This window comes from Streptomyces netropsis (assembly GCF_014203545.1).
In the GTDB taxonomy this organism is placed as follows: domain Bacteria; phylum Actinomycetota; class Actinomycetes; order Streptomycetales; family Streptomycetaceae; genus Streptomyces; species Streptomyces netropsis.
On record NZ_JACHJG010000002.1, the window covers coordinates 66,503 to 88,916 of the forward strand.

Here is a 22,414-nt window from a genome sequence, read left to right on the forward strand (position 1 = left end):
GGGATCAGCCGGAGCCGCGCACGGCGCGCTCGCTCGTCGAGGCGCCGGTGGGCGCCGCGTGCGCGCCCGCCAGGACGGCGCTCGCGCCCGGCAGCGGCGCCGTCCTGGCGCGCGTCCGCCGTCGGTCGCCCGCCCGACGCGGGCCGTCCGAGACGTCCGTTGCGGTGGTCATGGCGGGCACCTTACCGCCCAAGATCACGGAAGCTGCCAGTTGACGGGAGCCGATCCCTGCTGGGCGAGAAGGTCGTTGGCCCGGCTGAACGGCCGGGAGCCGAAGAAACCGCGATCGGCGGACATGGGGGAGGGGTGAGCGGACTCGACGCACGGCACCCCGCCGAGCAGCGGACGCAGATTGCGGGCGTCGCGGCCCCACAGGATCGCCACCATCGGCCGACCGCGCGCGACCAGCGCGCGGATCGCCTGCTCGGTGACCTCTTCCCAGCCCTTGCCCCGGTGCGCGGCGGGCTTGCGCGGGGCCGTGGTCAGTGCCCTGTTGAGCAGCAGGACGCCCTGCTGCGTCCAGGGGGTCAGATCGCCGTTGGACGGCCGGGGCAGCCCGAGGTCGGTGTGCATCTCGCGGAAGATGTTCTCCAGGCTGCCGGGCAGCGGCCGCACCTCGGGCGCGACGGAGAAGCTCAGTCCCACGGCATGGCCGGGCGTCGGGTACGGGTCCTGACCCACGATCAGGACCCGTATGTCGTCGAACGGCTGCTGGAACGCACGCAGCACATTCGCACCCGAGGGCAGATAGGTCCGGCCTGCCGCGATCTCGGCGCGCAGGAAGTCGCCCATCGCGGTGATACGCCCGGCGACCGGCTCAAGTGCCTTGGCCCAGCCCGGTTCGACGATCTCGTTCAATGGTCGTGCAGCCACGGGGCGTCACTCTACTGGCTCAGCCTGTGCCGGTACGAACGGGAGCGTGATCGCACCCACGAAGCCCGGCGCACGCTCGTGTTGCCCGTGTGGCCGCCGTCGGCGGAGGTCCCGCCGTGCGCGGGTCTTCCCCCGTGCGGGGCGGGAGCCGGCGGCGGCCGCCGCCGGTGCGGGCAGTTCTGCGGACCCGTACCGGCAGCGGCCCCGGGGAGTGGGATTACCGCAGGTCAGACGGCCCAGCCGTACGGGTCGGGGATGCGTCGGTCGCCGCCCAGTACGGTCGCCGCACGGCGCACCCAGAAGGGGTCGCGCAGCAGCTCACGGGCCAGCAGCACCGCGTCCGCCTCCCCATTGGCGATGATCTTCTCGGCCTGCTGGGGGTCGGTGATCAGTCCCACCGCCGCGACGGGCAGATCGGTCTCCTCCTTCACGCGCCGGGCGAACGGCACCTGGTAGCCGGGGCCGACCGGGATGTGCGCACCCGGAGCGATGGCCCCGGTGGAGACGTCCAGCAGGTCGACGCCGTGGGCGAGGAGCTCCCGTGCGAAGCGCACGGTGTCGTCCCCCGTCCAGCCCTCGCGCTCGTCCTCGGGGTTCTCCGTCAGCCAGTCGGTCGCGGAGACGCGGAAGAACACGGGCTTGTCCTCGGGCCACACCGCGCGCACCGCGTCCACGACCTCCAGCGCGAACCGGACGCGGTTGTCGAACGAGCCGCCGTACTCGTCGGTGCGGCGGTTGCTGTGCGGGGAGAGGAACTCGTGGATGAGGTAGCCATGCGCGCCGTGCACCTCGACGACCTCGAAGCCGGCCGCCAGGGCCCGCCGCGCCGCGTCCGCGAACCGGCCGACGATCTCCTTGATCTGCTCCACCGTCAGTTCCACGGGAACCTGGTGGCCGTCCGCGTACGGCAGCGGGCTCGGGCCGACCGCCTGCCAGCTCTCCTCCGGGCTCGCCGGGCCGTCGCCGCGCCACGGACGGTCCGTCGCGGCCTTGCGTCCCGCGTGGGATATCTGGATGCCGGGAACGGTGCCCTGCTCCTTGAGGAAGGCCGCCACGCGGCGGAGCGCCTCGGTCTGGGTGTCGTTCCACAGGCCGAGGTCGGCCGGGCTGATCCGGCCCTCGGGGCTGACCGCGGTGGCCTCGACCAGGATCAGCCCGGTGCCGCCGGCCGCGCGGGCGGCGTAGTGCTGGAAGTGCCAGTCGTTTGCGACACCCGCGTTCGGCCCGAAGACCTCGGCGGAGTACTGGCACATCGGCGCCATCCAGGCACGGTTGGGGATGGTCAGCGACCGCAGGGTGTAAGGCTCGAACAGGGAACTCACGACAGGCTCCTTCTCGTGATGGGCCGAGGTACGGCTCGTACGCTACCTGTCGTACTACGGGAGATGTCAAACTACGAGATACTTCGAACTACGAGAATCCTCGTACGACTCTCGTATACTGGGTCCTCGCAGCGCAGCGACCCTGAGGAGCAGCCGTGCAGACGCCGTCCGCAACCGCCTCGACCAGCCGCGTCCTCGAGCACCCCGCTCGCGAGGACATCCGGCTCGAGAGCGTGCTGCACGCCCTGTCGGACCCCATGCGCCTGCTGGTCGTACGGTCCCTGGCGGCGGCCGGGACCGAACAGTCCTGCTCCGTCCTGGACCTCCCCATCAGCAAGTCGACGACCACCCACCACTTCCGCGTGCTCCGCGAGTGCGGCGTGGTCAGCCAGATCTACCGGGGCACGGCGAAGATGAACGCCCTGCGCCGGGACGATCTGGAGGCGCTGTTCCCGGGACTCCTCGACAGCGTCCTCACAGCGGCCGACCGGCAGGCCGAGCGCCCCGGCGAGGACCGCTGAGGCGCGACGCCCCCCGGTGACGGGTCCGGCCCGGTCAGGGCTGGTCGCGTGCCGCGGCGAGCAGGCCTTCCCAGTCCGGGATCTTCACCGGCCCGCGGCCCAGCCGCCGGCCGAGGGCGGCCTCCGCAGCCTCGATCCCCAGCCAGCCCGGCCACCGCACCGGATCCTGCCCCGCCGACCGCAGCGCGGAGTACGGGTCACCCGCCGGCCGTCGTGTCATGAGGGTCTCGGCGTCGGCCAGCAGCGAGGTCACCGTCTCCTTGGCGCACGAGCGATTGGTGCCGATGACACCGGTCGGCCCGCGCTTGATCCAGCCCGCGACGTACTCGCCGCACGACGGCATGCCGTCCCGCAGGACCCGTCCCCCGGTGTGCGGCACGGTTCCGCGTTCCGGGTCGAACGGCAGCCCCGGGATCGGCACCCCGCGGTAGCCGACCGACCGCAGGACCAACTGGGCCTCGATGTCCTCGAACCGCCCTGTGCCGATCACCCCGCCGTGTTCGTCCGGCACGGTCCGCTCGAAGCGCACCGCACGCACGGCGTCCTCCCCGAGCAGGGCGACGGGCCGCAGGAAGAACCGCAGCCGGATCCGGCGCGCGAGGCCCCGGGCCGGCTCCGCGGCCCAGCCCCGCAGCACCTCCACATTGCGCCGGCCGACCGCCGGCAGCCCGGAGGAGTCGGCCCACGCCGGGTCCAGGGCCGCCTCCTCGGCCCCCACGAGCACCTCCGCCCCCGGCAGGGCACCCAGCTCCCGCAGTTCCTTCGTGGTGAACTTCGCCTGTCCCGGACCGCGTCGGCCCACCATGTGAATGTCCGCCACCCGGCTGTCGGCGAGCGCGGCCAGCGCCGCGTCCGGCACATCGGTCGCCCGCAGCTCGTCCGCGCCGCGCGCCAGCACCCGGGCCACGTCGACCGCCACATTGCCGACCCCGATGACGACCGCCGAGCGCGCCCCCAGCACGAACCCGCCCGGCGCCGCGTCCGGGTGGGCGCTGTACCAGGAGACGAACTCCGTGGCCGAGAAGCTGCCCGGCAGATCCTCCCCGGGGACGGCGAGGCGCCGGTCGGTCGCGGCGCCGACGCAGTAGACGACCGCGTGGTAGAGGTCCAGCAGCCGCCGCGGCGCCAACCCTCCTGCCTCGTCCCCCACCCGGACGTTGCCGAGGAAGGAGATGGCCGGGTGTTCGAGGGCGGCGCGCAGATTGTTCTGCAGCGATTTGATCTTCTCGTGGTCGGGGGCCACCCCGTAGCGCACGAGCCCGTACGGGCAGGGCAGCCGGTCCAGCACATCGACCGTCACACCGGGGACGCCTTGCTGCTGCACCAGGGCCTGGGCGGTGAAGATCCCACTCGGTCCCGATCCGACCACTGCGACGCGAAGCACGGCGGAACTCCTTCCCGCGGGTGCGTCCAGGATCGCACCGGGAGCCCGGATACGGGAGAGGCGGACAGGGAGCGGCGTGGCGGCGGTGCCGATGCCTCCCCGGATCCGCCCTGCCCGGCGGGGCACCGCCGGGCAGGGCCGGGCGCGGCGTCTCATTGACCGACGCGGTGCGCGGGGACATGCTGTAACTCCTGCGGCGACCGGCCCTCGGGCCGGTCTGTTCAGCAGGTCTACGGTTGTCCCGCCCCGCTGGACAGGGCGGGCTCCGGTGTGTCCGCTGATTTTGGGCGACGCGGGGGATCGCCCAAAGTCAGTGGACGACATGGGCCGGGCGACGCGTCAGCCGGCCAGTTCGAGCACCGGACGCAGCGCGTCGGGACGTTCCTCGACCGGCAGATGGTCGACCAGGTGCACCGCGCAGCCCACCTCGGCGGCGCCCGCGTCCGCGCGCCGGTCGTCCCCGACCATCAGCACGTCTTCGGGCGCCAGATCGAGCACCTCGCACGCCGCCCGGAACAACCGTGGATCCGGCTTCTGGACGCCGTGCTCGTAGGAGAGTACGTACGCGTCGACCCATGCGTCGAGACCGTGCTCCCGGAAAACCGGCCGCGGATCCCAGCCGATGTTGCTCACCACGGCGGTGCGCACGCCGCGCCGCCGCAACTCGGCCAGCACGTCGCCCGCGTCGGCGTACGGGCGCCAGGCGGCGGGCTCCATGTGACGGGCGTACAACGCGTCGTAGAGCTCGGGCCGCGGTAGCGGGACCTCGCGCGCCATCCCGGTGTACGCGGCACGGTGCTGCGCCGCGGTGCGGTCGCGCTCCGCCCACACCTCGGTGAGATGCGCCGGCACCGCGCGCGGGGCGCCGCCGCCGGGCAGAGCGCCGACGGCCTCCAGGCCACGGGTCAGCCGCTCGAACTCGGCCCCGTCCAGCGGGATCCGGGCCCGGTCGAGCACGGACCGCAGCCAGGACGCGGTGGATTCGATGCGGAACAGGGTTCCGGAGAAGTCGAAGAGAACACCTTTGACGGTCATGGCGCCCAGTCTCCCCGGTGGGCCCCGCTCAGCGCTGCCGCCCCCGCGCCTTGAGCGGTACGGGCGGCAGGGCCGGCGCGGCCAGCCGGTCACCGTCGTAGCCGCGCACCGTGCCGAAGCGCTCCCCGGCCGTCCACGCCTCCCGTGCCTCGGCGATCTCCTCGCCGGTGCGGCCGACGAAGTTCCACCACATGACGATCCGTTCCTCGAACGGTTCGCCGCCCAGCAGCATGAAAGAGCTGTCGACGTCAGCGCGCAGCGGCAGTTCGGAACGGCCGCAGCCGAGGTAGAGCATCGACCCCGGCGCCAGGCGCACCCCGTCGACCTCCGCTTCGCCCGACATCGTGAGCGCCGCGTACTCGAAGTCCGGCAGGACCGGGAGCCGGGCCGAGGAGCCCGCGGCCAGCGCGATGTCCGCGCCGACCAGCGGGGTGAACGTGGTGGCGGGCGAGGTGGTGCCCGCCAACTCGCCCATGATGACGGTGGCTTCGATCCCGCCGCCGGTGACGTGCGGCAGCTCGGCGTGGTGCTCCCACGTCGGATCCGTGTGCCGGTGGGCGTCCGGCAGGGCCACCCACAGCTGTGCGCCGTGCAGTACGGGCGCGTGCTCGCGCGGGGACTCCTCGGAGTGGGAGATCGCGCGCCCCGAGGTCATCAGGCCCAACTCGCCCGGCCGCAGCGTCTGGAGGCTGCCGAGACTGTCGCGGTGCAGCACCTCACCGTCGTGCAGCCAGCTGACCGTCTGCAGGCCCATGTGCGGATGCGGCGGGACCTGCATGCCCGGCTCCCGGGCGATGTCGTCGGGACCGTAATGGTCGACGAAGGCCCATGCTCCCACCATGCGCCGCCCGAGGTTGGGCAGCAGTCGGCGGACGACGGTGCTCTCCCCGAGCGGAACGGTCTTGCCGGGCAGCAGATCGCGCACCGGCCGGGCGGTGACGTCCTGACGGCCACCGCACACGGCCGGGGCGGGCCGGAGATCGAGATTGCTCATGGCGGCACTCTGCCACCCGGGCCCGTCAGTCATCGGCGCGCCTGTGGACGACCCGCCGCGGGGCGGGCTCGGCCTCGCCGTTCATGGCGGCGGCCAGCCGCAGATAGGGTGCGGCGTCGGCCGGCCGGTTCTGCCGCTCCAGGGTGCGGCCGAGCATCAGATAGGCGTACGTCTCCGCCGGATCCCGCTCCAGCACGCGCCGCAGTTCGGCCTCGGCGCGCTTCAGCTGGGCGGAGTGGTAGTAGGAGCGCGCGAGCAGCAGCCGGGCCGCCAGGTGCCCCGGTTCGGCCTCCACGACGGGGGCGAGGATGCGGGCGGCCTCGGTGTAGTCCCTGGCCTCGAAGAAGAGCTGCGCGCGTGTGTACTCCTCCGCGAGCGGGTACGGCGTGTCGGGCAGTTCGGCGGTGGGGGAGAAGGGCCTGAAGGCGGTCATGGTCGCTCCTTTCTCCTCCGCCAACATGGGTGAATGTTGAACTATTCCGGGGTGCTGTCGGACGCTGCCGACTGCCCGGCGCGGCGCGCCCGCCACTGCGGCACCCGGGCGTACGTCCAGGCCGAGGCGGCCACCAGGGCCGCTCCCAGCAGCGCACCGCCCACGACGTCCGACAGCCAGTGCACCCCCAGATAGACGCGCGTGAAGCCGACGCCGAGCACCGACACCACGCTCACCACCAGCGCGGCACGCACGCGGCGCCGCTCCACCCCGTGCAACCACAGCAGCCACACCAGCAGCCCGCACGCCACCGTCGCCGTCAGTGCGTGTCCGGACGGGAATGCCTGGTAGTGGGGGGTGGCCAGCGGGTCCGGCCAGTGCGGACGGTTCCGTCCGACCGCCGCCTTGAGGCCTTGCTGCAGCGCCGTCCCCAGCGCCGAGGTGACGACGATCCAGAGCGCGAGCAGCCGTTGGCGCCGCCACAGGAGCCAGAGCGCGGCGACGGCGAGCGCCGCGCGCATCGTCCACGGGTCCCACAGCCAGTCCGACAGCAGGCGCATGACGTGCGTCCACCCCTCGTGCGTCACCGCCACCGGGTGCAGGTCGTTCGCGACCCGCCGGTCCAGCGAGTCCAAAGGCTGCCAGCCACTGCCGACCAGCACCAGCAGGACGATGAACAGGGCACAGAGCACGGCCCCGGAACGCAGCCACACCGAGCGCGTGGGGCGGGCCGGGGCGGCGGGCGGAGCGGAGAGGCGCGTGGGAACCTGCATGATCAGATCGTCGCCCATCAGGGCGCCGCGAAACCAGCCCGGAACGTGGACCGGGCGGCAGGAACGGGAATCAGGAGCAGGAACCGGGCAGGAACCGGGCAGGAACCGGAACGCGGCCTCAGCCCGGCGTGCCGAGCCCGAGCGCGCTGAGTCCCGGCGCGAAGGTCACCAGCAGCGGCACGGCCGGCACCAGCGCCGCCGCGGCCGTGAGCCGCAGCCGCCTCGCCGCCGTCAGCCGGGGCGTGGGCTCCAGCAGCCGGTGGACCCGGCCGGGCACCTGGGAGAGGTGGGACGGACAGGGGCCGAACACCCCGCTTTCCTCGTTGAGTTCGACGAGTGCCAGAGCGGTCGTCAGCCGGCCGAACCTGCGTGAGGCGGCGTCGTCCGCGGCCAACTCGACCAGGTGGTGGACCTGGTCGCGGAACGCCGCGAAGACCGGCACCTGCGGAAAGCCGTTCGCCAGCGCCGAAGAGCAGTGCAGCAGCCAGTCGTGCCGGGCGCGCGCGTGCCCCTGCTCATGGGCCAGCACCGCGTCCAGCCGTGAACCCTTGAGCCGCCGCAGCGCACCCGTCGTGATCACCAGTTGCGGCGTGGTGCGACCTCGCAGCCACCATGCGTCGGGCCGGTCGCCCTCCAGCACCATGAGCTGGTCCGCGCAGGGCTCCTCACCGGGCAGCAGGGGGGAACGCACGAGCAGCTCCGCGCGCCGCCGCCGGTGCCGCAGACGCGCCCAATGGACCTCGCGGGTGAGCATCGCGGCCGTCCATACCGCGCCGCACGCGAGGGCGACGGCCATGGGAGCCGCCCACGACCCGTAGGCGGTCAGGGCGTACGCCTCCATGACACCGTGCGGCGCCAGGGCGAAGACATGGCCGCGCACGGCCTGCCAGGCCGCGGCGGCGCTCAGCGCCATGGCGAGCCCGCAGCACAGGAGTACGGCCGCGACGACGCATTGCCACACCCACAGCGCCACGACGGGTTCACGGTCGGGCCAGTCGGCACGGGTCAGCAGGCGCGGCGCCATTGCCGCGGCCAGCCCGGCGAGGACCAGCAGCGCGAGCGGGACCATCATGCCGGTCAGCCTATGAGCGCGCGGCCGCCCCGGGGTACGTCCCGCGAACGAAGTGACGCACGCCACGCGTGCCACAGCGGGGCGGGCCGCCCCCGCCCCGCCCCGGCCCGGACCGTCCAGGCGGCCCCGTGAGCCCCCTCGGCAGCGTCACAGCGTGAGCAGCATCGTCAGCATGCCTATGCCCATGGTCAGCCGACAGGCGTTGGTCAGCTCGGGCCGCCACTGCCAGCCCGGTCGCAGCTGCCCGTCGGCCCACGCGGCCTCGCCGGCCGGTCCGGCCATCACCGGGACGAGCCCGGCCACCGCCCGTACGACGTACACCGCGAAATACACCAGCAGCAGCCCGGTCAGCAGGGGAGTCCCCGCCGGTTCGTGCGAGGTGCCCGCGTGCCCGCCGACGGGGGCGCCCGCCATCGCGAGCGCCATATAGACCATCGCGAACGCGCCCACGGCATGGTGCAGATGATGGGCCTCGGCGCGCTCCCGGGCCAGCAGCAGCGCACGCAGCCCGCCGGTCGCGAACACCACGGCGAACAGCGGTGCCCCCCACGGCCTGGTGTCCAGCGCCGCGGCCGGCACCGCCATGGCCGCCATGCCCAGCCCCATCAACGCGTCCCCGCGTGCGGCCCGGCGCTCCCCCGCTGCGCCGGCCCGCACGCTCAGGAGGCAGTACGCGCCCGTCGCGGCGCACAACGCCACCATCAACCACCCGACCAGCGGCGGTCCGTGCACGGCACACCTCCATGGACGCACACTTACCTCCGGAGAATGCCCACTGAGGCCGCATCACACGGGAGCGCACGGGCGCAAATAGAGGAGCACGGCGAGGGAAGGCCGTGCGCCCGCGCAGCGCCGGCGCACGGACGCCCCGGCCGACCGCGTCAGATCCCCGGGCGATAGCGCATGGGGTGGTCCTCCGGGACCTCCACGACCGCGATGCGCACCCTGTCCGGATCGGCGATCCACATCTCCACCAGCCCCCACGGCTTCCGCTCCGGCGGCTCCAGCACCGCGACTCCCTGCCGCCGGAACTCCTCGTGCGCGGCCTCCGCGTCCGCGACCTGCAACCACAGCTCCAGGCCGGGGGCGGGCGGGTCGCTGGCGCGACCGGAGACCTCCAGGAATCCGCCCCCGAGGAAGTAGACGGTGCCGCGCTCGGGGCCGGTACCGAATTCGCGGTAGACCGCGAGGCCCAGCGTCCGCCCGTAGAAGACCCGCGAACGCTCGGGGTCGGTCGGCCTCAGAAGCACTCTGCTGCTCAGTACGTGCACCATGCCCGCGACTGTACGCACACCTCACCGGGTTAGGGTCATAAGGGCAGACAACCGTACGGAGAGGACCCCGGGACATGATGGAAACCGCCGGCAGCCGCACCGCCGAGCCGACCTTCCGGGCGGCCACCGCCGCGGATGTGCCCGCCCTGGTCGAGCTGGTCGAGTCGGCCTACCGCGGTGACGACAGCCGGGCGGGCTGGACGACCGAGGCCGACCTGCTGGACGGTCAGCGGACCGACCCCGACGGGGTCCTGGCCGTGGTGACCGACGAGTCCAGCATCCTGCTCGTGGTGGAGCGGGACAGCGAGATCGTCGCCTGCTGCCAGCTCGAACACCGTGGCACCCACGCCTACTTCGGGATGTTCGCGGTCCGTCCTTCGCTGCAGGGCTCCGGGCTCGGCAAAGTGATCATGGCGGAGGCCGAGCGGGTCGTCCGGGCCGAGTGGGGCGCCCGGGAGATGCACATGACGGTCATCCGGCAGCGCGACGAGCTCATCGCCTGGTACGAGCGCCGCGGCTACCGGCGCACCGGCCGGATGTCCCCCTTCCCCTACGGCGACGACCGCTTCGGCATCCCCCAGCGCGACGACCTCGAGTTCGAGCTGCTGGTCAAGGAACTGCCGTAAGGCTCCTGCCGGTGCACGGGCCCGTATGACGAAGGGCGGCCGGCCCGATGGGGGTGCATGACACCCGCCCGGGCCGGCCGCCCCTTTCGTCACAGCCGTCCGGCCTCCACGAGCCGTCGCAGGAAGCGCCGCGTGCGCTCCTGCCGCGGCTCGCCGAACACCTCCGCGGGGGTACCGCGCTCCAGCACCACCCCGCCGTCCAGGAAGCACACCTGATCGGCGACGTCCCGGGCGAACCCCATCTCGTGGGTGGCCAGGACCATGGTCATGCCCTCCTCCTTGAGGTCACGCACGACGCTCAGCACCTCGCCCACCAGCTCCGGGTCGAGCGCCGCGGTGATCTCGTCGAGCAGCAGCAGCCGGGGCCGGCCGGCCAGGGCCCGTACGATCGCGACGCGCTGCTGCTGACCGCCGCTGAGCCGGTCCGGGTACTCGCCCGCCTTGCCGTCGAGCCCCAGCCTCCCCAGCAACTCGTGCGCCCGTTCCTCCGCCTCCGCGCGCGGCACCCCGTGCACCCGGCGCGGGGCGAGGGTGACGTTCTCCAGCACGGTCATGTGCGGGAAGAGGTTGTAGGCCTGGAAGACGACGCCGATCCGGCGGCGCACCGTGTCCGGGTCCACGCGGGGATCCGTGATGTCCTCACCGTCGAGGAAGATCGCGCCGTCGTCGATCTCCTCCAGGAGGTTCGCGCAGCGCAGCAGTGTCGACTTGCCCGAGCCGGACGCGCCGATGAGCGCGGTCACGGTGTGCGGGGCCACCTCCAGGTCCACGTCGCGCAGTACGACCGACCGGCCGAAGGTCTTCCGGACGGACTCCAGCCGCAGCACGGCGTCGGTGCCGAGGCCGGTGTCGGTAGTGGTGTCGGTCCCGCTCATACGATCCCTCCCTGTGCCCGGCGGCGGTCCATCCGCGCGGTGATCCAGTCGGTGAAGCGGGTCATGGGGATGGTGAGGGCCACGAAGATCAGCCCTGCGAGCACGTACGGCGTGTAGTTGAAGCTCTTGCTGGAGATGATCTGCGCCGCGTAGACCGCGTCGACCGCGCCGGCGATCGAGACGAGCCCGGTGTCCTTCTGGAGCGAGACGAGGTCGTTGAGGAGCGGCGGTACGACCCGGCGCACCGCCTGGGGCAGGATGACGAACCGGAGTGTCTGGCGCCCCGTCAGGCCCAGCGAGCGGGCCGCCGCGCGCTGGCTGGGATGCACGGACTCGATGCCGGCGCGGAACACCTCGGCGACGTACGCCGAGTACGTCAGCACCAGCGCCGTACCGCCCAGGAGGACGGGGTCGGTCGTCACCCCTTGCAGCCGCAGCGCCGGCACGCCGAAGACGACCATCAGCAGGCAGATGATGAGCGGCAGCCCGCGGAAGAAGTCCGTATAGGCGGTGGCGAGCGCGCGCAGCGGGAAGAACACCGGGCCGCGCAGGGTGCGGGCGACGGCGATCAGCAGACCGAGGACGAGGACCGCCGCGCCGCAGACGAGCAGCAGGCGGAGGTTGAGCAGCAGTCCCTCGAGGACCTTCGGCAGCGCCTCGCGGGCGTAGTGGGCGCTGAAGAACGTCTCGCGGGTGCGGGGCCAGCCGGGGGAGTTGACGACGAGGAGGAAGAGCGCGACGCCCGTGACCAGGGTGCTCCCTGCCGCGATGGCCGTGGCCCGGCGGGCCCGGGTCCGCTTGAACCGCTCGCGCTCGACGCGCCGCGCGGACGGCACGTAGCCGTCGGCCGGGTCCGTCCCGTCCGCCCTTTCCGACGCACCGGAGTCCTTGTCGAGGGCCTTGTCGAACATCCCGTGTGCCGGGTCCTCCGGCACCGTGTCCTTGACCGTCACTTGAGCACCGGGGCGTCTGCGGCCTCGGAGAGCCACTTCTTCTCCAGGCGGGTCAGGGTGCCGTCCTTGCGCAGCGCGTCGACGGCGTCGCCGACGCAGGCCGTGAGAGCGCTGCCCTTGTCGAGGACGAGGCCGAACTGTTCGGCCTTGCCGCCCTTGGCGTCGAACTGGCCGACGATCTTCGCTTCCGTCACCTCCGCCGAGGTGATGTAGAAGGCCGTGGGCAGGTCGACGATGATCGCGTCGACCTGGCCGTTCTTGAGCGCGGTCTTGGCGAAGTCGTTCTTCTGGAAGACCGCGGGCCGCTGGTCGGGCTTGATGACGTCGTCGAGGACGTCGAGGCTCGTGCTGCCCACCTGGGCGCCGAGCTTGACGCGCTTGAGGTCGGCGACGGACGTGGCCTTCGCCGCGGGGGAGTCCTTGAGCGCGATGACGGCCTGGCGCACGTCGTAGTAGCCCGGGGAGAAGTCCACGGCCCGGCGGCGCTCGTCGCTGATGGAGATCTGATTGAGGTCGAAGTCGAACTTCTTCTCCCCCGGCGCGAAGGAGTTCTGGAAGGGCACGGTCTGCCAGACCACGTCGGACCGGCCGTAGCCGAGCCGCTCGGCGACGGCGTACGCGACGGCCGACTCGAAGCCCTTGCCGTTCGAGGGGTCGTCGTCCTGGAACCAGGGGGCGTACGCGGGCTTGTCCGTGCCCACCGTCAGCTTTCCGGCGGTCTCGGTGGCCAGCTTCCCCTTCACGCAGGAACCTTTGGCGGGCGCGGCGCCGGACGCCGTGCCGGGGGACTTCGCGGAGTCGGAGTCGTCCTGAGGGGCGCAGCCGGCGGCCGCCGCGCACAGAAGGGCGGCGGTGGCTGCCAGGAGCCTGGGGCGGCGGGCGTATCGGTGCTGGTTGGCGACGGGCATGGCGGGAGACTGGCAGCGCGCGAGGTCATCTGTCCAGGTCATGCCACGAACGGTCCGAATAGCGGAAGACTGTTGCCGATTCATGAACGTTCATGAACTCGGCCGGGCCGGGGTAGACGTCCGGGGGGAGGGCTGGACCATGGCCGAAAAAGCACCGGTACGGTCACCGTGGCCGGTGTGCCGGAAGGGACAGGATCCTGTCCATGGGGCGCGCCGGGCGACGGGCGGCAGGAAAATTAGCGGCCCGACCGGGGGGTCGGCAGGATAATTTATCGCCACTCCCCTTGAGGTGAAGAACCTGACACAGATACGGTGTCTTAACACCAGGTTCTTCTGAGGAGGGGTAGCCATGACGGAAATCCTTGCGCCGATAGCGGCGGAGGCCAACATTTTGTCCGCGGAGCGTGTGGTGGGCCACCCGGCCTGGGCCACGCTCAAGGACGCCGTAGAGGCTATTCGGCCTTGGCAGTCCGCGGACGGCTCCATCGACCTCGCGGCCGAGGGCGCACCGCCGGGCGAGATCGTCCGGGCCGAGGTCGACCGCGTCATCGCGGCCGTCGGGGAGCTCTCCCCGCTCGTGCCCCACGACGCCGAGTACCACGCCGCTCTCGCCGCGGACCTGCGCCGCTGGGCCGACACGGGCTTCGGCGTGCCGGACTTCCTCGACTCCCTGCTGGCCTTCCAGCCCGCCGCGCACCGCGCCGACGGCCTCCAGCACCTCGTGGTCTTCCCCATGTACACGCAGAACGGCAACCCCGACCGCAACTTCGAGGCCGTCGCCCTGCGCGTCGTATGGCCGGAGTGGCTCTCCGAGCTGGAGCGCACCCGCTACGACAACCCGCTCTTCCTCGGCATCACCTTCGAGGACTTCACCTCGGGCTACGACACCAACTCCGCGGTCCTCTTCCCGGAGACCATCGCCGTCCGCGAGGCCCCCGAGCGCTTCACCTGGGGCGGGATCTTCTGTGACCGCGAGGCGGCCCGCTTCCGCGCCGTCACCGAGGCGGCCGTCGCCACCCTCGGCCTTGAGCTGCCGGCCGACATCCAGGACATGGTCGGCGACCAGCACCGCTGCGAGGAGGCGTTCGTCCTGTGGGACATGGTCCACGACCGCACCCACAGCCACGGTGACCTGCCCTTCGACCCCTTCATGATCAAGCAGCGGCAGCCGTTCTGGATGTACGGGCTGGAGGAGCTGCGCTGCGACCTCACCGCCTTCAAGGAGGCCGTGAAGCTGGAGGCCGACGGCGTCTCCCAGGGCCGCGACGTGCAGTACGCCGTGCTCTTCGACCGGATGTTCCGTTTCCCCCTCTCCGGTGACCGGGTCCGCAACTACGACGGCCTCGGCGGGCAGCTGCTCTTCGCCTACCTCCACAAGCACGACGTCGTACGCTGGACGGACAACACCCTCCACATCGACTGGCAGCGCGCCCCGCAGGTCACCAACCAGCTGTGCGCCGAGATCGAGAAGCTCTACCGCGACGGGATCGACCGCCCCAAGCTCGTCCACTGGTTCGCCGCCTACGACCTGGTCTCGACCTACCTCTCCCCGCACCCCGGCTCCGTATGGGCCAAGGGCCCCGACGCCCTGGACCTCACCCAGCCGCCGCGCAAGCTCGTGGACGACGTGCTTCCCGACGAGTTCCCGCTCAGCATGTTCTATGAGGCCCTTGCCAAGAAGCTGCGCGGCGTGATCGCCTCGACCAAGGGGATCACCGCGACGCGCGAGCAGGTGGCCGCGTGAGCAAGCTCGAGAGTGAGGCGACGACCATGAGCACTCCGACGAACGGCAATGGCCGGCTGGACGGGGCCGTCGTGGCGGTGGCGGGAGCCGCCGGCCCGGCGGGCCGCGCCGCCCTGCTGCGCCTGGCCGAGGCCGGGGCGACCGTCGTCGCCTCCGACGCGGACGCCGCACGCCTCGCCGAGGCCGTCGACGCCGCCCGTTACGCCCACGGCGGCGCCACCGTCACCGGCGACACCGTGGACCTGCTCGACCTCGAGGCGACCCGCGCCTGGGCCGACCGCACCGAGAAGGAGTTCGGCCGCATCGACGGTCTCGTCCACCTGGTGGGCGGCTGGCGCGGCTCCGCCACCTTCGCCGAGACCGACATCGCCGACTGGGACCTCCTGGAGAAGCTGCTCATCCGCACGGTGCAGCACACCTCCCTGGCCTTCGAGGCCCCGCTGGCACGCAGCGGCAACGGCCGGTACCTCCTCATCAGCGCCGCGGGTGCCAGCCGGCCCACCGCGGGCAACGCCGCCTACTCCGCCTCCAAGGCCGCCGCCGAGGCCTGGACGCTCGCCCTCGGCGACGCCTTCCGCAAGGCGGGGGGCGAGGAGGGCCCGTCGGCCGCGGCTGCCATTCTGGTGGTCAAGGCGCTGGTGCACGACGCCATGCGCGCCGAGCGTCCCAACGCGAAGTTCGCGGGCTTCACGGACGTCACCGACCTGGCCGAGGCCATCGTCGACGTCTGGTCCAAGCCCGCCCAGGAAGTGAACGGAACCCGTCTGTGGCTGACTCCGCAATCGTGACCCCGGTGACCGACGCCGTCCGTCGGCACGACACCGAGCTGCGCGGCTTCGCGAGCGACAACTACGCGGGCGCGCACCCGGAGATCCTCGCGGCGCTCGCCCTGGCCAACGGCGGTCATCAGGTCTCCTACGGAGAGGACGACTACACCGCCCATCTCCAGGACGTGATGCGCGCCCACTTCGGGCCGACCGCCGAGACCTTCCCGGTCTTCAACGGGACGGGCGCCAACGTCGTCGCCCTCCAGGCGGCGACCGAGCGGTGGGGCGCGGTGATCTGTGCCGAGAGCGCCCACCTCCACGTCGACGAGTGCGGCGCGCCCGAGCGGGTGGGCGGCCTCAAGCTGCTCACCGTGCCGACCGAGCACGGCAAGCTCACGCCTGAGCTGATCGACCGTGAGGCGTTCGGCTGGGACGACGAGCACCGGGCCCAGCCCCAGCTCGTCGCCATCACCCAGACCACCGAGCTGGGCACCTGCTACACCCCCGAGGAGATCCGGGAGATCTGCGACCACGCCCACGAGCGCGGTATGAAGGTCTTCCTGGACGGCTCGCGCATAGCCAACGCGGCGGCCACGCTCGGCCTTCCGCTGCGGGCCTTCACCACCGACGCCGGAGTGGACCTGCTCTCCTTCGGCGGCACCAAGAACGGCCTGGTGTTCGGCGAGTGCGTCGTCGTCCTCAACCCGGACGCGGTGCGGGCGATGAAGCACCTGCGCAAGATGTCGATGCAGCTGGCCTCCAAGATGCGCTTCGTCTCGGCCCAGTTCGAGGCCCTGCTCACGGGCGACCTCTGGCTGCGCAGCGCCTCGCACGCCAACGCCATGGCCACGCGCCTGGCCGAGGGCGTACGGGCCGTGGACGGCGTCGAGCTCCTGCACCCGGTGCAGGCCAACGGCGTCTTCGCCCGGCTGCCGCACGACGTGGCCGTGCGTCTGCAGAAGCGCTACCGCTTCTACTTCTGGGACGAGCCGGCCGGCGTCGTCCGCTGGATGTGCTCCTTCGACACCACCGAGGCCGACGTGGACGCCTTCGTCGCGGCGGTCGCGGAGGAGATGGCCAAGTAGCGGCGTACCTCACGCACGCATGACCAAGGCCCCCGGCCGTCGCGCAGACGGCCGGGGGCCTTGAGTCGTTCCACCGTGTGCCCCGGGCGGCTGCCCGGGGCACACGGACGTCGGTGAGCCGTCGGCCGGCTAGCGCCGCCGGTCCAGCGCCGCGGCCTCCGCCGGGCTCGGGGCCGTGCCACCGAGGTGGGACGGTATCCACCAGGTGTCGTCCGGCCCCTTGGGACGGACGGGATAGGCGCGCTGGGCCGCTTCCAGCAGGTCCTGCACCCGGGCCCGCACGCGCTCGGTGACGGTGTCCGCGTGCTCGGCGGGGTCGGCCGCGATCGGCTCGCCCACCCGCATCGTGATCGGGATGTGATGACGGCCCAGGTCACGCTTGTGACCCTTGGTCCAGAGCCGCTGTGTACCCCACACGGCCATCGGCAGCACCGGAACCCCGGCCTCCTGGGCCAGCCGCGCCGCCCCCGACTTGAAGTTCTTCAGCGTGAACGACTGGGAGATCGTCGCCTCCGGGAAGACCCCGATGATCTCGCCCGAGCGCAGCGCCTTGAGGGCGTGCTTGTACGCGTCCATGCCCGCCGCGCGGTCCACGGGGATGTGCTTCATCGCCCGCATCAGCGGGCCCGACACCTTGTGCCGGAAGACGGACTCCTTGGCCATGAACCGCACCAGGCGCTTGGCCGGGCGGGCGGCCAGCCCGCAGAAGACGAAGTCGAGGTATCCGATGTGGTTGCTCACCAGGACCGCCCCACCGCGCTGCGGAATGTGTTCGCTGCCCTGGATGTCGAAGCGCAGATCGAGCGCCTTGAACATGGTGCGGGCGACGCCGATCACCGGGGGGTAGACGAGTTCTGCCATATCGGGGAATCCTTCTGGGCCTGGGGAGGGGTGTCCCGGCTGAAGTTACGCGGCCGTAGGTTCTCGGCTTCCGGCAGATCGTGCCTGAATGCCCGGCCTGTCGGCCAGCGAGGATGCCCCGCAGAACGGGAGATTCTCATCACGTCGGCCGGAATCCGGTACAGCCGAAGGTACACCGGGGATCCGGCGCGGACACCGCCCGTGCCGAACCCGGCCGTTCGTGCCCCGGCGTCCGCCCGCCGGACCCGTCGCCCGGGCGGGAAATTTCTCCGGGCCCTACGGTGCTGCACACGGGAGATCGGACACAGGTCCGGACGGTGACCGGACGGCGACGACGGAGGGACGCGGGTGCGCGGGCGGGGCCACGAGGGCGAGCGGGAGCGGCTGAGCGCCGCGGACATCGGCGCCGAGCTGGGGGAGCGGGCCACGCTCGTCCAGTTCGCGAGCGCCTTCTGCCAACCGTGCAGGGCGACCCGGCGCACCCTCGCCGAGGTCGCGGACATGGTCGACGGGGTGGCGCACGTCGAGATCGACGCGGAGGCGCGGCTCGAACTCGTACGCGCCCTGCGGATCACCGGCACGCCGACCGTCTTCGTCCTCGACGCGGACGGCCACGTCGTGCGCCGCGCCGCCGGTCAGCCGCGTAAGGCCGATGTCATCGCCGCCCTCGGCGAAGCCGTCTGACCCGTGATCCGCCTCCCATCTGCCCGGCCGCCCTTGACGCTCCGTGCTCCGAATCGTCACTGTGACGCTATGTGGCCTGGAACCCGCCTCTACGGACGTGCGCACGTGGATCTCTCGCGGACCTCGAGCGCGCGCTGTCCGAGCCCGTGAGCAGCCTCGACCGCACGCTCCCGGCTCGAACCTCCAGCAGAAGGACAGCTCCATGACGGCCCCATCCGGACTGGGCACCGCCCACCTCGCCACCCCCGAACTGCTGCGCTCCGTCTTCCGGCGGCACGCGGCCGGCGTCGCCGTGATCACCGCGCCCGGCCCGCGTCCGGTCGGCTTCACCGCCACCTCCCTCACCTCCGTGGCCGCCGAACCCCCGGTCGTCTCCTTCGGGATCGGCACCGGCTCCTCCAGCTGGCCCGTCATCGCCGAGGCCGAGCACGTCGGGGTGCACATACTCGGCGAGCACCAGCGCGAGCTGGCCGGCACCTTCGCCCGCAGCGGCGCCGACCGGTTCGCCCCGCCCACCCAGTGGCGCACCGGCCCCGAGGGGGTGCCGCTGCTCGACGGCGTACTGGCCTGGCTGGTGTGCCGCATCGTGGCCAGGGTGCCCGCCGGCGACCACCGGATCGTGCTCGCCGAGGCGGTCGTCGGCGACCCCGCCGGGGCGGGCCGCCCGCTCCTCTACCACCAGGGGCGCTTCAACGGTCTGCGGGACTGAGACGTCCCGCGTTTCCCGCGTTGGACAGATCACAGTTCAGCGGCCTTGCGCTCGTGGAACGCGCTCGATGTACTGACGAGTAACATTCTGGTGGGAGCGGAGCCCGATCCAGCCGGAATCCGCCCCACAAGGCGCCTATGCTGCCTGCACAAGGCAGCTACGAAGAGACGATGCAGTAGGAGAGCCGGCGTGAGCTTGAGGATCGTTGTCTGTGTGAAGTACGTGCCCGACGCCACCGGCGACCGGCACTTCGCCGAGGACCTGACCGTCGACCGCGACGACGTGGACGGCCTGCTCTCGGAGCTCGACGAGTACGCGGTCGAGCAGGCGCTGCAGATCGCCGACGAGGCGGACGACGCCGAGATCACCGTGCTGACCGTGGGCCCCGAGGACGCCAAGGACGCGCTGCGCAAGGCGCTGTCCATGGGTGCCGACAAGGCCGTCCACGTCGAGGACGACGACCTGCACGGCACCGACGCCCTCGGCACCTCGCTGGTGCTCGCCAAGGCCCTCGAGCACGTCGGCTACGACCTGGTCATCTCCGGCATGGCCTCCACCGACGGCGGCATGGGCGTCGTCCCGGCGATGCTCGCCGAGCGTCTGGGCGTTCCGCAGGTGACCCTGCTCTCCGAGGTCGCCGTCGCCGACGGCAAGGTGACCGGCCGCCGCGACGGCGACGCCGCCAGCGAGCAGCTGGAGGCCTCCCTCCCGGCCGTCGTGTCCGTGACCGACCAGTCCGGCGAGGCCCGTTACCCGTCCTTCAAGGGCATCATGGCCGCCAAGAAGAAGCCGGTGGAGTCCCTGGACCTCTCCGACCTCGGCCTCGAGGCGGACGAGGTCGGCCTCGACGGCGCCTGGAGCAAGGTCGACGAGGCCACGGAGCGCCCGGCCCGCACGGCCGGCACGATCGTCAAGGACGAGGGCGAGGGCGGCAAGCAGCTCGCCGAGTTCCTCGCGGGCCAGAAGTTCATCTGACCGCTTGAGCCCCGGGGGCACCACGGCGTCGCCCGCCGACGCCACAGCCCCCGGGACGCAACGCGGTCGAGCTTCCCCCGGTCCGTACGAACCGTCACCCGCCCCTCTTTTTCTCGCAGGAGAACACCCCATGGCTGAAGTCCTCGTTTACGTCGACCACGTGGACGGTGCCGTCCGCAAGCCCACCCTTGAGCTGCTCACCCTCGCCCGCCGCATCGGCGAGCCCGTCGCCGTGCACCTCGGTGCCGGTGCCGACGCCGCCGCGCCGGTGCTCGCCGAGTACGGCGCGGTCAAGGTCCTCACCGCCGACGCCCCCGAGTTCGCCGACTACCTCGTCGTACCGAAGGTGGACGCGCTGGCCGCCGCGTACAAGGCCGTCTCCCCGGCCGCGGTGCTCGTGCCGTCCTCCGCGGAGGGCAAGGAGATCGCGGCCCGCCTCGCGGTCCGCATCGGCTCCGGCATCATCACCGACGCCGTCGACCTGGAGGCCGGCGACGAGGGTCCGGTGGCCACGCAGTCCGTCTTCGCGGCCTCGTACTCCACCAAGTCCCGCGTCACCACGGGCACCCCGGTCATCACCGTGAAGCCCAACTCCGCCGCCCCCGAGGCCGCCCCGGCCGCGGGCACCGTCGAGCAGGTGGCCGTCACCTTCGGCGAGCTGTCGACCGGCACCAAGGTCGTCTCCCGCACGCCGCGCGAGTCGACCGGCCGCCCGGAGCTGACCGAGGCCGCGATCGTGGTCTCCGGCGGCCGTGGCGTCAACGGCGCCGAGAACTTCCCCGTCATCGAGGCGCTGGCCGACTCGCTCGGCGCGGCCGTCGGCGCTTCGCGTGCCGCCGTCGACGCCGGCTGGTACCCGCACACCAACCAGGTCGGCCAGACCGGCAAGTCGGTCTCTCCGCAGCTGTACATCGCGGCGGGCATCTCCGGTGCCATCCAGCACCGGGCCGGCATGCAGACCTCGAAGACGATCGTCGCCATCAACAAGGACGCCGAGGCCCCGATCTTCGAGCTGGTCGACTACGGCGTGGTCGGCGACCTCTTCGAGGTCGTCCCGCAGCTGACGGACGAGGTCAAGTCCCGCAAGGGCTGACCCTTCCGCTCTCGGTCCGCTGGTGAGGTCCCCGTGCGCGCCGCGCACGGGGACCTCACGCGTGTCCGGGGTGTTGACCATCGGCCGGGGCGCCGATAGCTTCCCGCCACGGATAGTTGATTCCGTAAAGCGGAAAGCTGACAGCCGGAGGGTGTGCAATGGGGCAGCACGAGACGGTGGCCACGACCTTCGCGGCCTCGGTGCGCGAGGCCGTCGGCGCATCGCTCGCGGAGGTCGACGCGGAACTCGCGCGCCGCTACCCGGGCGATCCGGGCACCCGGCAGCCCGTCCACACCGTCTACGTCCCCGCCGACGCCTTCGCCGCCGACACCGTCCGCTCCTGGGGCGACCAGGCGCTCGCGGCCCTCGACGAACACGCTCCCGACGCCGCCGCGTTCGCCGCCGTCCTCGGACTGCGCGACGACCTCGCCGAGGAGGTTTACGAGCGCGTTCGCGACAAACTGTCACGCGAGCCCGTCGAAGACCTCCGCGTCGACTTCGAGGACGGCTACGGTCCGCGCCCCGACGCCGAGGAGGACGCCGCGGCAGCCCGCGCGGCGCGGCTCCTGGCCGCCGCCCACGCGGACGGCACGGGGACCCCCTACGCGGGCATCCGGATGAAGTGCATGGAGGCGGCCGTCCGCGACCGGGGCATCCGGACCCTCGACATCTTCCTCACCGGGCTGATGGAGGCTGGGGGCCTGCCCGACGGGCTCCTCCTGACGCTTCCCAAGGTCAGCTACCCCGAGCAGGTCACCGCGATGGCGTGCCTGGCCGAGGAGTTCGAGAAGGCGCACGGCCTCGACGCGGGGCGCGTCGGCTTCGAGATCCAGATCGAGACCACCCAGGCGATCCTGGGCGCCGACGGCCGCGCCACGGTCGCCCGTCTGATCGACGCCGCCCGGGGCCGCGCCACCTCCCTGCACTACGGCACCTTCGACTACAGCGCCGCCTGCGGGGTCGCCGCCGCCCACCAGGCCCCCGACCATCCGGTGGCCGACCACGCGAAGGCCGTCATGCAGGTCGCGGCGGCGGGCACGGGGGTCCGTCTCTCGGACGGTTCGACCAATGTCCTGCCCGTCGGCCCGGCCGAGCGGGTGCACGACGCCTGGCGGCTCCATCACCGCCTCGTACGCCGGTCCCTGGCCCGCGCGTACTACCAGGGCTGGGACATGCACCCCGCTCAGCTGCCGACGCGTTACGCCGCCGTCTACGCCTTCTACCGCGAGGGCCTGGAGAGGGCCGCCGCCCGGCTGGTCGCCTACGTCGGCCGGGCCGGCGGCGATGTGATGGACGAGCCCGCCACGGCCAGGGCGCTGAGCGGCTATCTGCTGCGCGGCCTGGACTGCGGTGCCCTCGACACGGAGGAGGTCGCCCGGCTGACCGGGCTGACGCGCGCCGACCTCGACGGCCTCGCGGGGCGCGTGCCGCGGAAGTGAGCCCAAGGGGAGGG

The 22,414-nt window shown here is 72.2% G+C and carries 25 protein-coding genes; 10 read left to right on the plus strand and 15 right to left on the minus strand.

What is annotated here, in order from left to right:
* Positions 1 to 4: 4 nt before the first annotated feature.
* From FHS38_RS05325 to FHS38_RS05335, 3 genes are all read right to left on the minus strand, one after another.
* Positions 5 to 172: a hypothetical protein gene (locus FHS38_RS05325; protein ID WP_184731307.1), complete on the minus strand. Its 168-nt coding sequence runs from the start codon at positions 170 to 172 to the stop codon at positions 5 to 7.
* A gap of 23 nt (positions 173 to 195) precedes the next feature.
* Positions 196 to 873 (minus strand): uracil-DNA glycosylase, encoded by a 678-nt coding sequence (locus FHS38_RS05330; RefSeq protein ID WP_184731309.1) that lies wholly within the window; start codon positions 871 to 873, stop codon positions 196 to 198.
* 227 nt (positions 874 to 1,100) lie between these two features.
* A complete protein-coding gene (locus FHS38_RS05335) occupies positions 1,101 to 2,195 on the minus strand; it encodes an NADH:flavin oxidoreductase/NADH oxidase (RefSeq protein WP_184731311.1) in 1,095 nt (364 codons plus the stop codon).
* A gap of 155 nt (positions 2,196 to 2,350) precedes the next feature.
* Between FHS38_RS05335 and FHS38_RS05340 the strand changes: the two genes are divergently transcribed.
* Complete coding sequence (locus FHS38_RS05340) at positions 2,351 to 2,716, plus strand: ArsR/SmtB family transcription factor (RefSeq protein ID WP_229822510.1); 366 nt, start codon at positions 2,351 to 2,353, stop codon at positions 2,714 to 2,716.
* A gap of 34 nt (positions 2,717 to 2,750) precedes the next feature.
* Here the strand turns inward: FHS38_RS05340 and FHS38_RS05345 are convergent, their stop codons facing one another.
* The 8 genes from FHS38_RS05345 to FHS38_RS05380 form a co-directional block, all read right to left on the minus strand.
* The gene (locus tag FHS38_RS05345; RefSeq protein WP_184731312.1) at positions 2,751 to 4,100 is read right to left on the minus strand and encodes an FAD-dependent oxidoreductase; all 1,350 of its coding nucleotides are present in this window, start codon (positions 4,098 to 4,100) and stop codon (positions 2,751 to 2,753) included.
* Positions 4,101 to 4,439: 339 nt separating this feature from the next.
* A complete protein-coding gene (locus tag FHS38_RS05350; protein WP_184731313.1) occupies positions 4,440 to 5,135 on the minus strand; it encodes an HAD family hydrolase in 696 nt (231 codons plus the stop codon).
* A gap of 28 nt (positions 5,136 to 5,163) precedes the next feature.
* Positions 5,164 to 6,129 carry a pirin family protein gene (locus FHS38_RS05355; RefSeq protein WP_184731314.1) on the minus strand — a complete coding sequence of 322 codons (966 nt, stop codon included), beginning with the start codon at positions 6,127 to 6,129 and terminating at the stop codon, positions 5,164 to 5,166.
* A gap of 25 nt (positions 6,130 to 6,154) precedes the next feature.
* On the minus strand, positions 6,155 to 6,562 hold the full coding sequence (locus FHS38_RS05360) for a tetratricopeptide repeat protein (protein WP_184731315.1): 408 nt from the start codon (positions 6,560 to 6,562) through the stop codon (positions 6,155 to 6,157).
* Between the two features lie 41 nt (positions 6,563 to 6,603).
* Positions 6,604 to 7,335 carry a phosphatase PAP2 family protein gene (locus FHS38_RS05365; RefSeq protein WP_184731316.1) on the minus strand — a complete coding sequence of 244 codons (732 nt, stop codon included), beginning with the start codon at positions 7,333 to 7,335 and terminating at the stop codon, positions 6,604 to 6,606.
* Positions 7,336 to 7,453: 118 nt separating this feature from the next.
* On the minus strand, positions 7,454 to 8,407 hold the full coding sequence (locus FHS38_RS05370) for a M56 family metallopeptidase (protein WP_184731317.1): 954 nt from the start codon (positions 8,405 to 8,407) through the stop codon (positions 7,454 to 7,456).
* Between the two features lie 147 nt (positions 8,408 to 8,554).
* Positions 8,555 to 9,139 (minus strand): DUF5134 domain-containing protein, encoded by a 585-nt coding sequence (locus FHS38_RS05375; RefSeq protein WP_184731318.1) that lies wholly within the window; start codon positions 9,137 to 9,139, stop codon positions 8,555 to 8,557.
* Positions 9,140 to 9,288: 149 nt separating this feature from the next.
* On the minus strand, positions 9,289 to 9,681 hold the full coding sequence (locus FHS38_RS05380; RefSeq protein WP_184731319.1) for a VOC family protein: 393 nt from the start codon (positions 9,679 to 9,681) through the stop codon (positions 9,289 to 9,291).
* Between the two features lie 77 nt (positions 9,682 to 9,758).
* Here FHS38_RS05380 and FHS38_RS05385 point away from each other — a divergent pair, with 77 nt between their 5' ends.
* Positions 9,759 to 10,307, plus strand: coding sequence for a GNAT family N-acetyltransferase (locus FHS38_RS05385; RefSeq protein WP_184732175.1), 549 nt, complete (start codon positions 9,759 to 9,761; stop codon positions 10,305 to 10,307).
* Between the two features lie 89 nt (positions 10,308 to 10,396).
* Here the strand turns inward: FHS38_RS05385 and FHS38_RS05390 are convergent, their stop codons facing one another.
* Genes FHS38_RS05390 through FHS38_RS05400 form a run of 3 tightly spaced genes read right to left on the minus strand, consistent with a single transcriptional unit; the run spans position 10,397 to position 13,043 of the window.
* Positions 10,397 to 11,182, minus strand: a complete 786-nt coding sequence (locus tag FHS38_RS05390; RefSeq protein ID WP_184731321.1) for an amino acid ABC transporter ATP-binding protein — start codon at positions 11,180 to 11,182, stop codon at positions 10,397 to 10,399.
* Complete coding sequence (locus FHS38_RS05395; protein ID WP_184732177.1) at positions 11,179 to 12,093, minus strand: amino acid ABC transporter permease; 915 nt, start codon at positions 12,091 to 12,093, stop codon at positions 11,179 to 11,181. Before FHS38_RS05395 ends, FHS38_RS05390 begins: the two co-directional genes overlap by 4 nt.
* A gap of 38 nt (positions 12,094 to 12,131) precedes the next feature.
* Entirely contained in the window at positions 12,132 to 13,043 is a 912-nt protein-coding gene (locus FHS38_RS05400; RefSeq protein ID WP_229822562.1) for an ABC transporter substrate-binding protein, read from the minus strand.
* 349 nt (positions 13,044 to 13,392) lie between these two features.
* Here FHS38_RS05400 and FHS38_RS05405 point away from each other — a divergent pair, with 349 nt between their 5' ends.
* The 3 genes from FHS38_RS05405 to FHS38_RS05415 are packed head-to-tail and all read left to right on the plus strand — an operon-like array spanning position 13,393 to position 16,639.
* Positions 13,393 to 14,787 (plus strand): DUF6421 family protein, encoded by a 1,395-nt coding sequence (locus tag FHS38_RS05405; RefSeq protein WP_184731325.1) that lies wholly within the window; start codon positions 13,393 to 13,395, stop codon positions 14,785 to 14,787.
* Between the two features lie 26 nt (positions 14,788 to 14,813).
* Positions 14,814 to 15,575, plus strand: coding sequence for an SDR family NAD(P)-dependent oxidoreductase (locus FHS38_RS05410; protein ID WP_130881888.1), 762 nt, complete (start codon positions 14,814 to 14,816; stop codon positions 15,573 to 15,575).
* The gene (locus FHS38_RS05415) at positions 15,554 to 16,639 is read left to right on the plus strand and encodes a threonine aldolase family protein (protein ID WP_229822512.1); all 1,086 of its coding nucleotides are present in this window, start codon (positions 15,554 to 15,556) and stop codon (positions 16,637 to 16,639) included. The genes FHS38_RS05410 and FHS38_RS05415 overlap by 22 nt, the downstream gene beginning before the upstream one ends.
* Positions 16,640 to 16,768: 129 nt before the next feature.
* Here FHS38_RS05415 and FHS38_RS05420 read toward each other — a convergent pair whose 3' ends face one another.
* Positions 16,769 to 17,500, minus strand: a complete 732-nt coding sequence (locus tag FHS38_RS05420; RefSeq protein WP_184731327.1) for a lysophospholipid acyltransferase family protein — start codon at positions 17,498 to 17,500, stop codon at positions 16,769 to 16,771.
* 348 nt (positions 17,501 to 17,848) lie between these two features.
* Between FHS38_RS05420 and FHS38_RS05425 the strand changes: the two genes are divergently transcribed.
* The 5 genes from FHS38_RS05425 to FHS38_RS05445 all read left to right on the plus strand — a co-directional run bounded on the left by FHS38_RS05425 (position 17,849) and on the right by FHS38_RS05445 (position 22,400).
* Positions 17,849 to 18,184: a TlpA family protein disulfide reductase gene (locus FHS38_RS05425; protein ID WP_184731329.1), complete on the plus strand. Its 336-nt coding sequence runs from the start codon at positions 17,849 to 17,851 to the stop codon at positions 18,182 to 18,184.
* 202 nt (positions 18,185 to 18,386) lie between these two features.
* Positions 18,387 to 18,893 (plus strand): flavin reductase family protein, encoded by a 507-nt coding sequence (locus FHS38_RS05430; protein WP_184731331.1) that lies wholly within the window; start codon positions 18,387 to 18,389, stop codon positions 18,891 to 18,893.
* Between the two features lie 189 nt (positions 18,894 to 19,082).
* Positions 19,083 to 19,868, plus strand: a complete 786-nt coding sequence (locus FHS38_RS05435; RefSeq protein ID WP_184731332.1) for an electron transfer flavoprotein subunit beta/FixA family protein — start codon at positions 19,083 to 19,085, stop codon at positions 19,866 to 19,868.
* Positions 19,869 to 19,998: 130 nt separating this feature from the next.
* A complete protein-coding gene (locus FHS38_RS05440) occupies positions 19,999 to 20,961 on the plus strand; it encodes an electron transfer flavoprotein subunit alpha/FixB family protein (RefSeq protein ID WP_184731333.1) in 963 nt (320 codons plus the stop codon).
* Between the two features lie 158 nt (positions 20,962 to 21,119).
* Complete coding sequence (locus tag FHS38_RS05445; protein ID WP_184731334.1) at positions 21,120 to 22,400, plus strand: DUF6986 family protein; 1,281 nt, start codon at positions 21,120 to 21,122, stop codon at positions 22,398 to 22,400.
* Positions 22,401 to 22,414: the final 14 nt, after the last annotated feature.

Bases quoted from the DNA above. Each gene is read 5' to 3' on its own strand.
- FHS38_RS05395 (WP_184732177.1), bottom strand. From the start codon at position 12,093: ATGTTCGACAAGGCCCTCGACAAGGACTCCGGTGCGTCGGAAAGGGCG.
- FHS38_RS05380 (WP_184731319.1), bottom strand. From the start codon at position 9,681: ATGGTGCACGTACTGAGCAGCAGAGTGCTTCTGAGGCCGACCGACCCC.
- FHS38_RS05400 (WP_229822562.1), bottom strand. From the start codon at position 13,043: ATGCCCGTCGCCAACCAGCACCGATACGCCCGCCGCCCCAGGCTCCTG.
- FHS38_RS05390 (WP_184731321.1), bottom strand. From the start codon at position 11,182: ATGAGCGGGACCGACACCACTACCGACACCGGCCTCGGCACCGACGCC.
- FHS38_RS05410 (WP_130881888.1), top strand. From the start codon at position 14,814: ATGAGCACTCCGACGAACGGCAATGGCCGGCTGGACGGGGCCGTCGTG.
- FHS38_RS05365 (WP_184731316.1), bottom strand. From the start codon at position 7,335: ATGCAGGTTCCCACGCGCCTCTCCGCTCCGCCCGCCGCCCCGGCCCGC.
- FHS38_RS05420 (WP_184731327.1), bottom strand. From the start codon at position 17,500: ATGGCAGAACTCGTCTACCCCCCGGTGATCGGCGTCGCCCGCACCATG.
- FHS38_RS05370 (WP_184731317.1), bottom strand. From the start codon at position 8,407: ATGATGGTCCCGCTCGCGCTGCTGGTCCTCGCCGGGCTGGCCGCGGCA.
- FHS38_RS05360 (WP_184731315.1), bottom strand. From the start codon at position 6,562: ATGACCGCCTTCAGGCCCTTCTCCCCCACCGCCGAACTGCCCGACACG.
- FHS38_RS05405 (WP_184731325.1), top strand. From the start codon at position 13,393: ATGACGGAAATCCTTGCGCCGATAGCGGCGGAGGCCAACATTTTGTCC.
- FHS38_RS05430 (WP_184731331.1), top strand. From the start codon at position 18,387: ATGACGGCCCCATCCGGACTGGGCACCGCCCACCTCGCCACCCCCGAA.
- FHS38_RS05355 (WP_184731314.1), bottom strand. From the start codon at position 6,129: ATGAGCAATCTCGATCTCCGGCCCGCCCCGGCCGTGTGCGGTGGCCGT.
- FHS38_RS05445 (WP_184731334.1), top strand. From the start codon at position 21,120: ATGGGGCAGCACGAGACGGTGGCCACGACCTTCGCGGCCTCGGTGCGC.
- FHS38_RS05325 (WP_184731307.1), bottom strand. From the start codon at position 172: ATGACCACCGCAACGGACGTCTCGGACGGCCCGCGTCGGGCGGGCGAC.
- FHS38_RS05350 (WP_184731313.1), bottom strand. From the start codon at position 5,135: ATGACCGTCAAAGGTGTTCTCTTCGACTTCTCCGGAACCCTGTTCCGC.
- FHS38_RS05440 (WP_184731333.1), top strand. From the start codon at position 19,999: ATGGCTGAAGTCCTCGTTTACGTCGACCACGTGGACGGTGCCGTCCGC.
- FHS38_RS05385 (WP_184732175.1), top strand. From the start codon at position 9,759: ATGGAAACCGCCGGCAGCCGCACCGCCGAGCCGACCTTCCGGGCGGCC.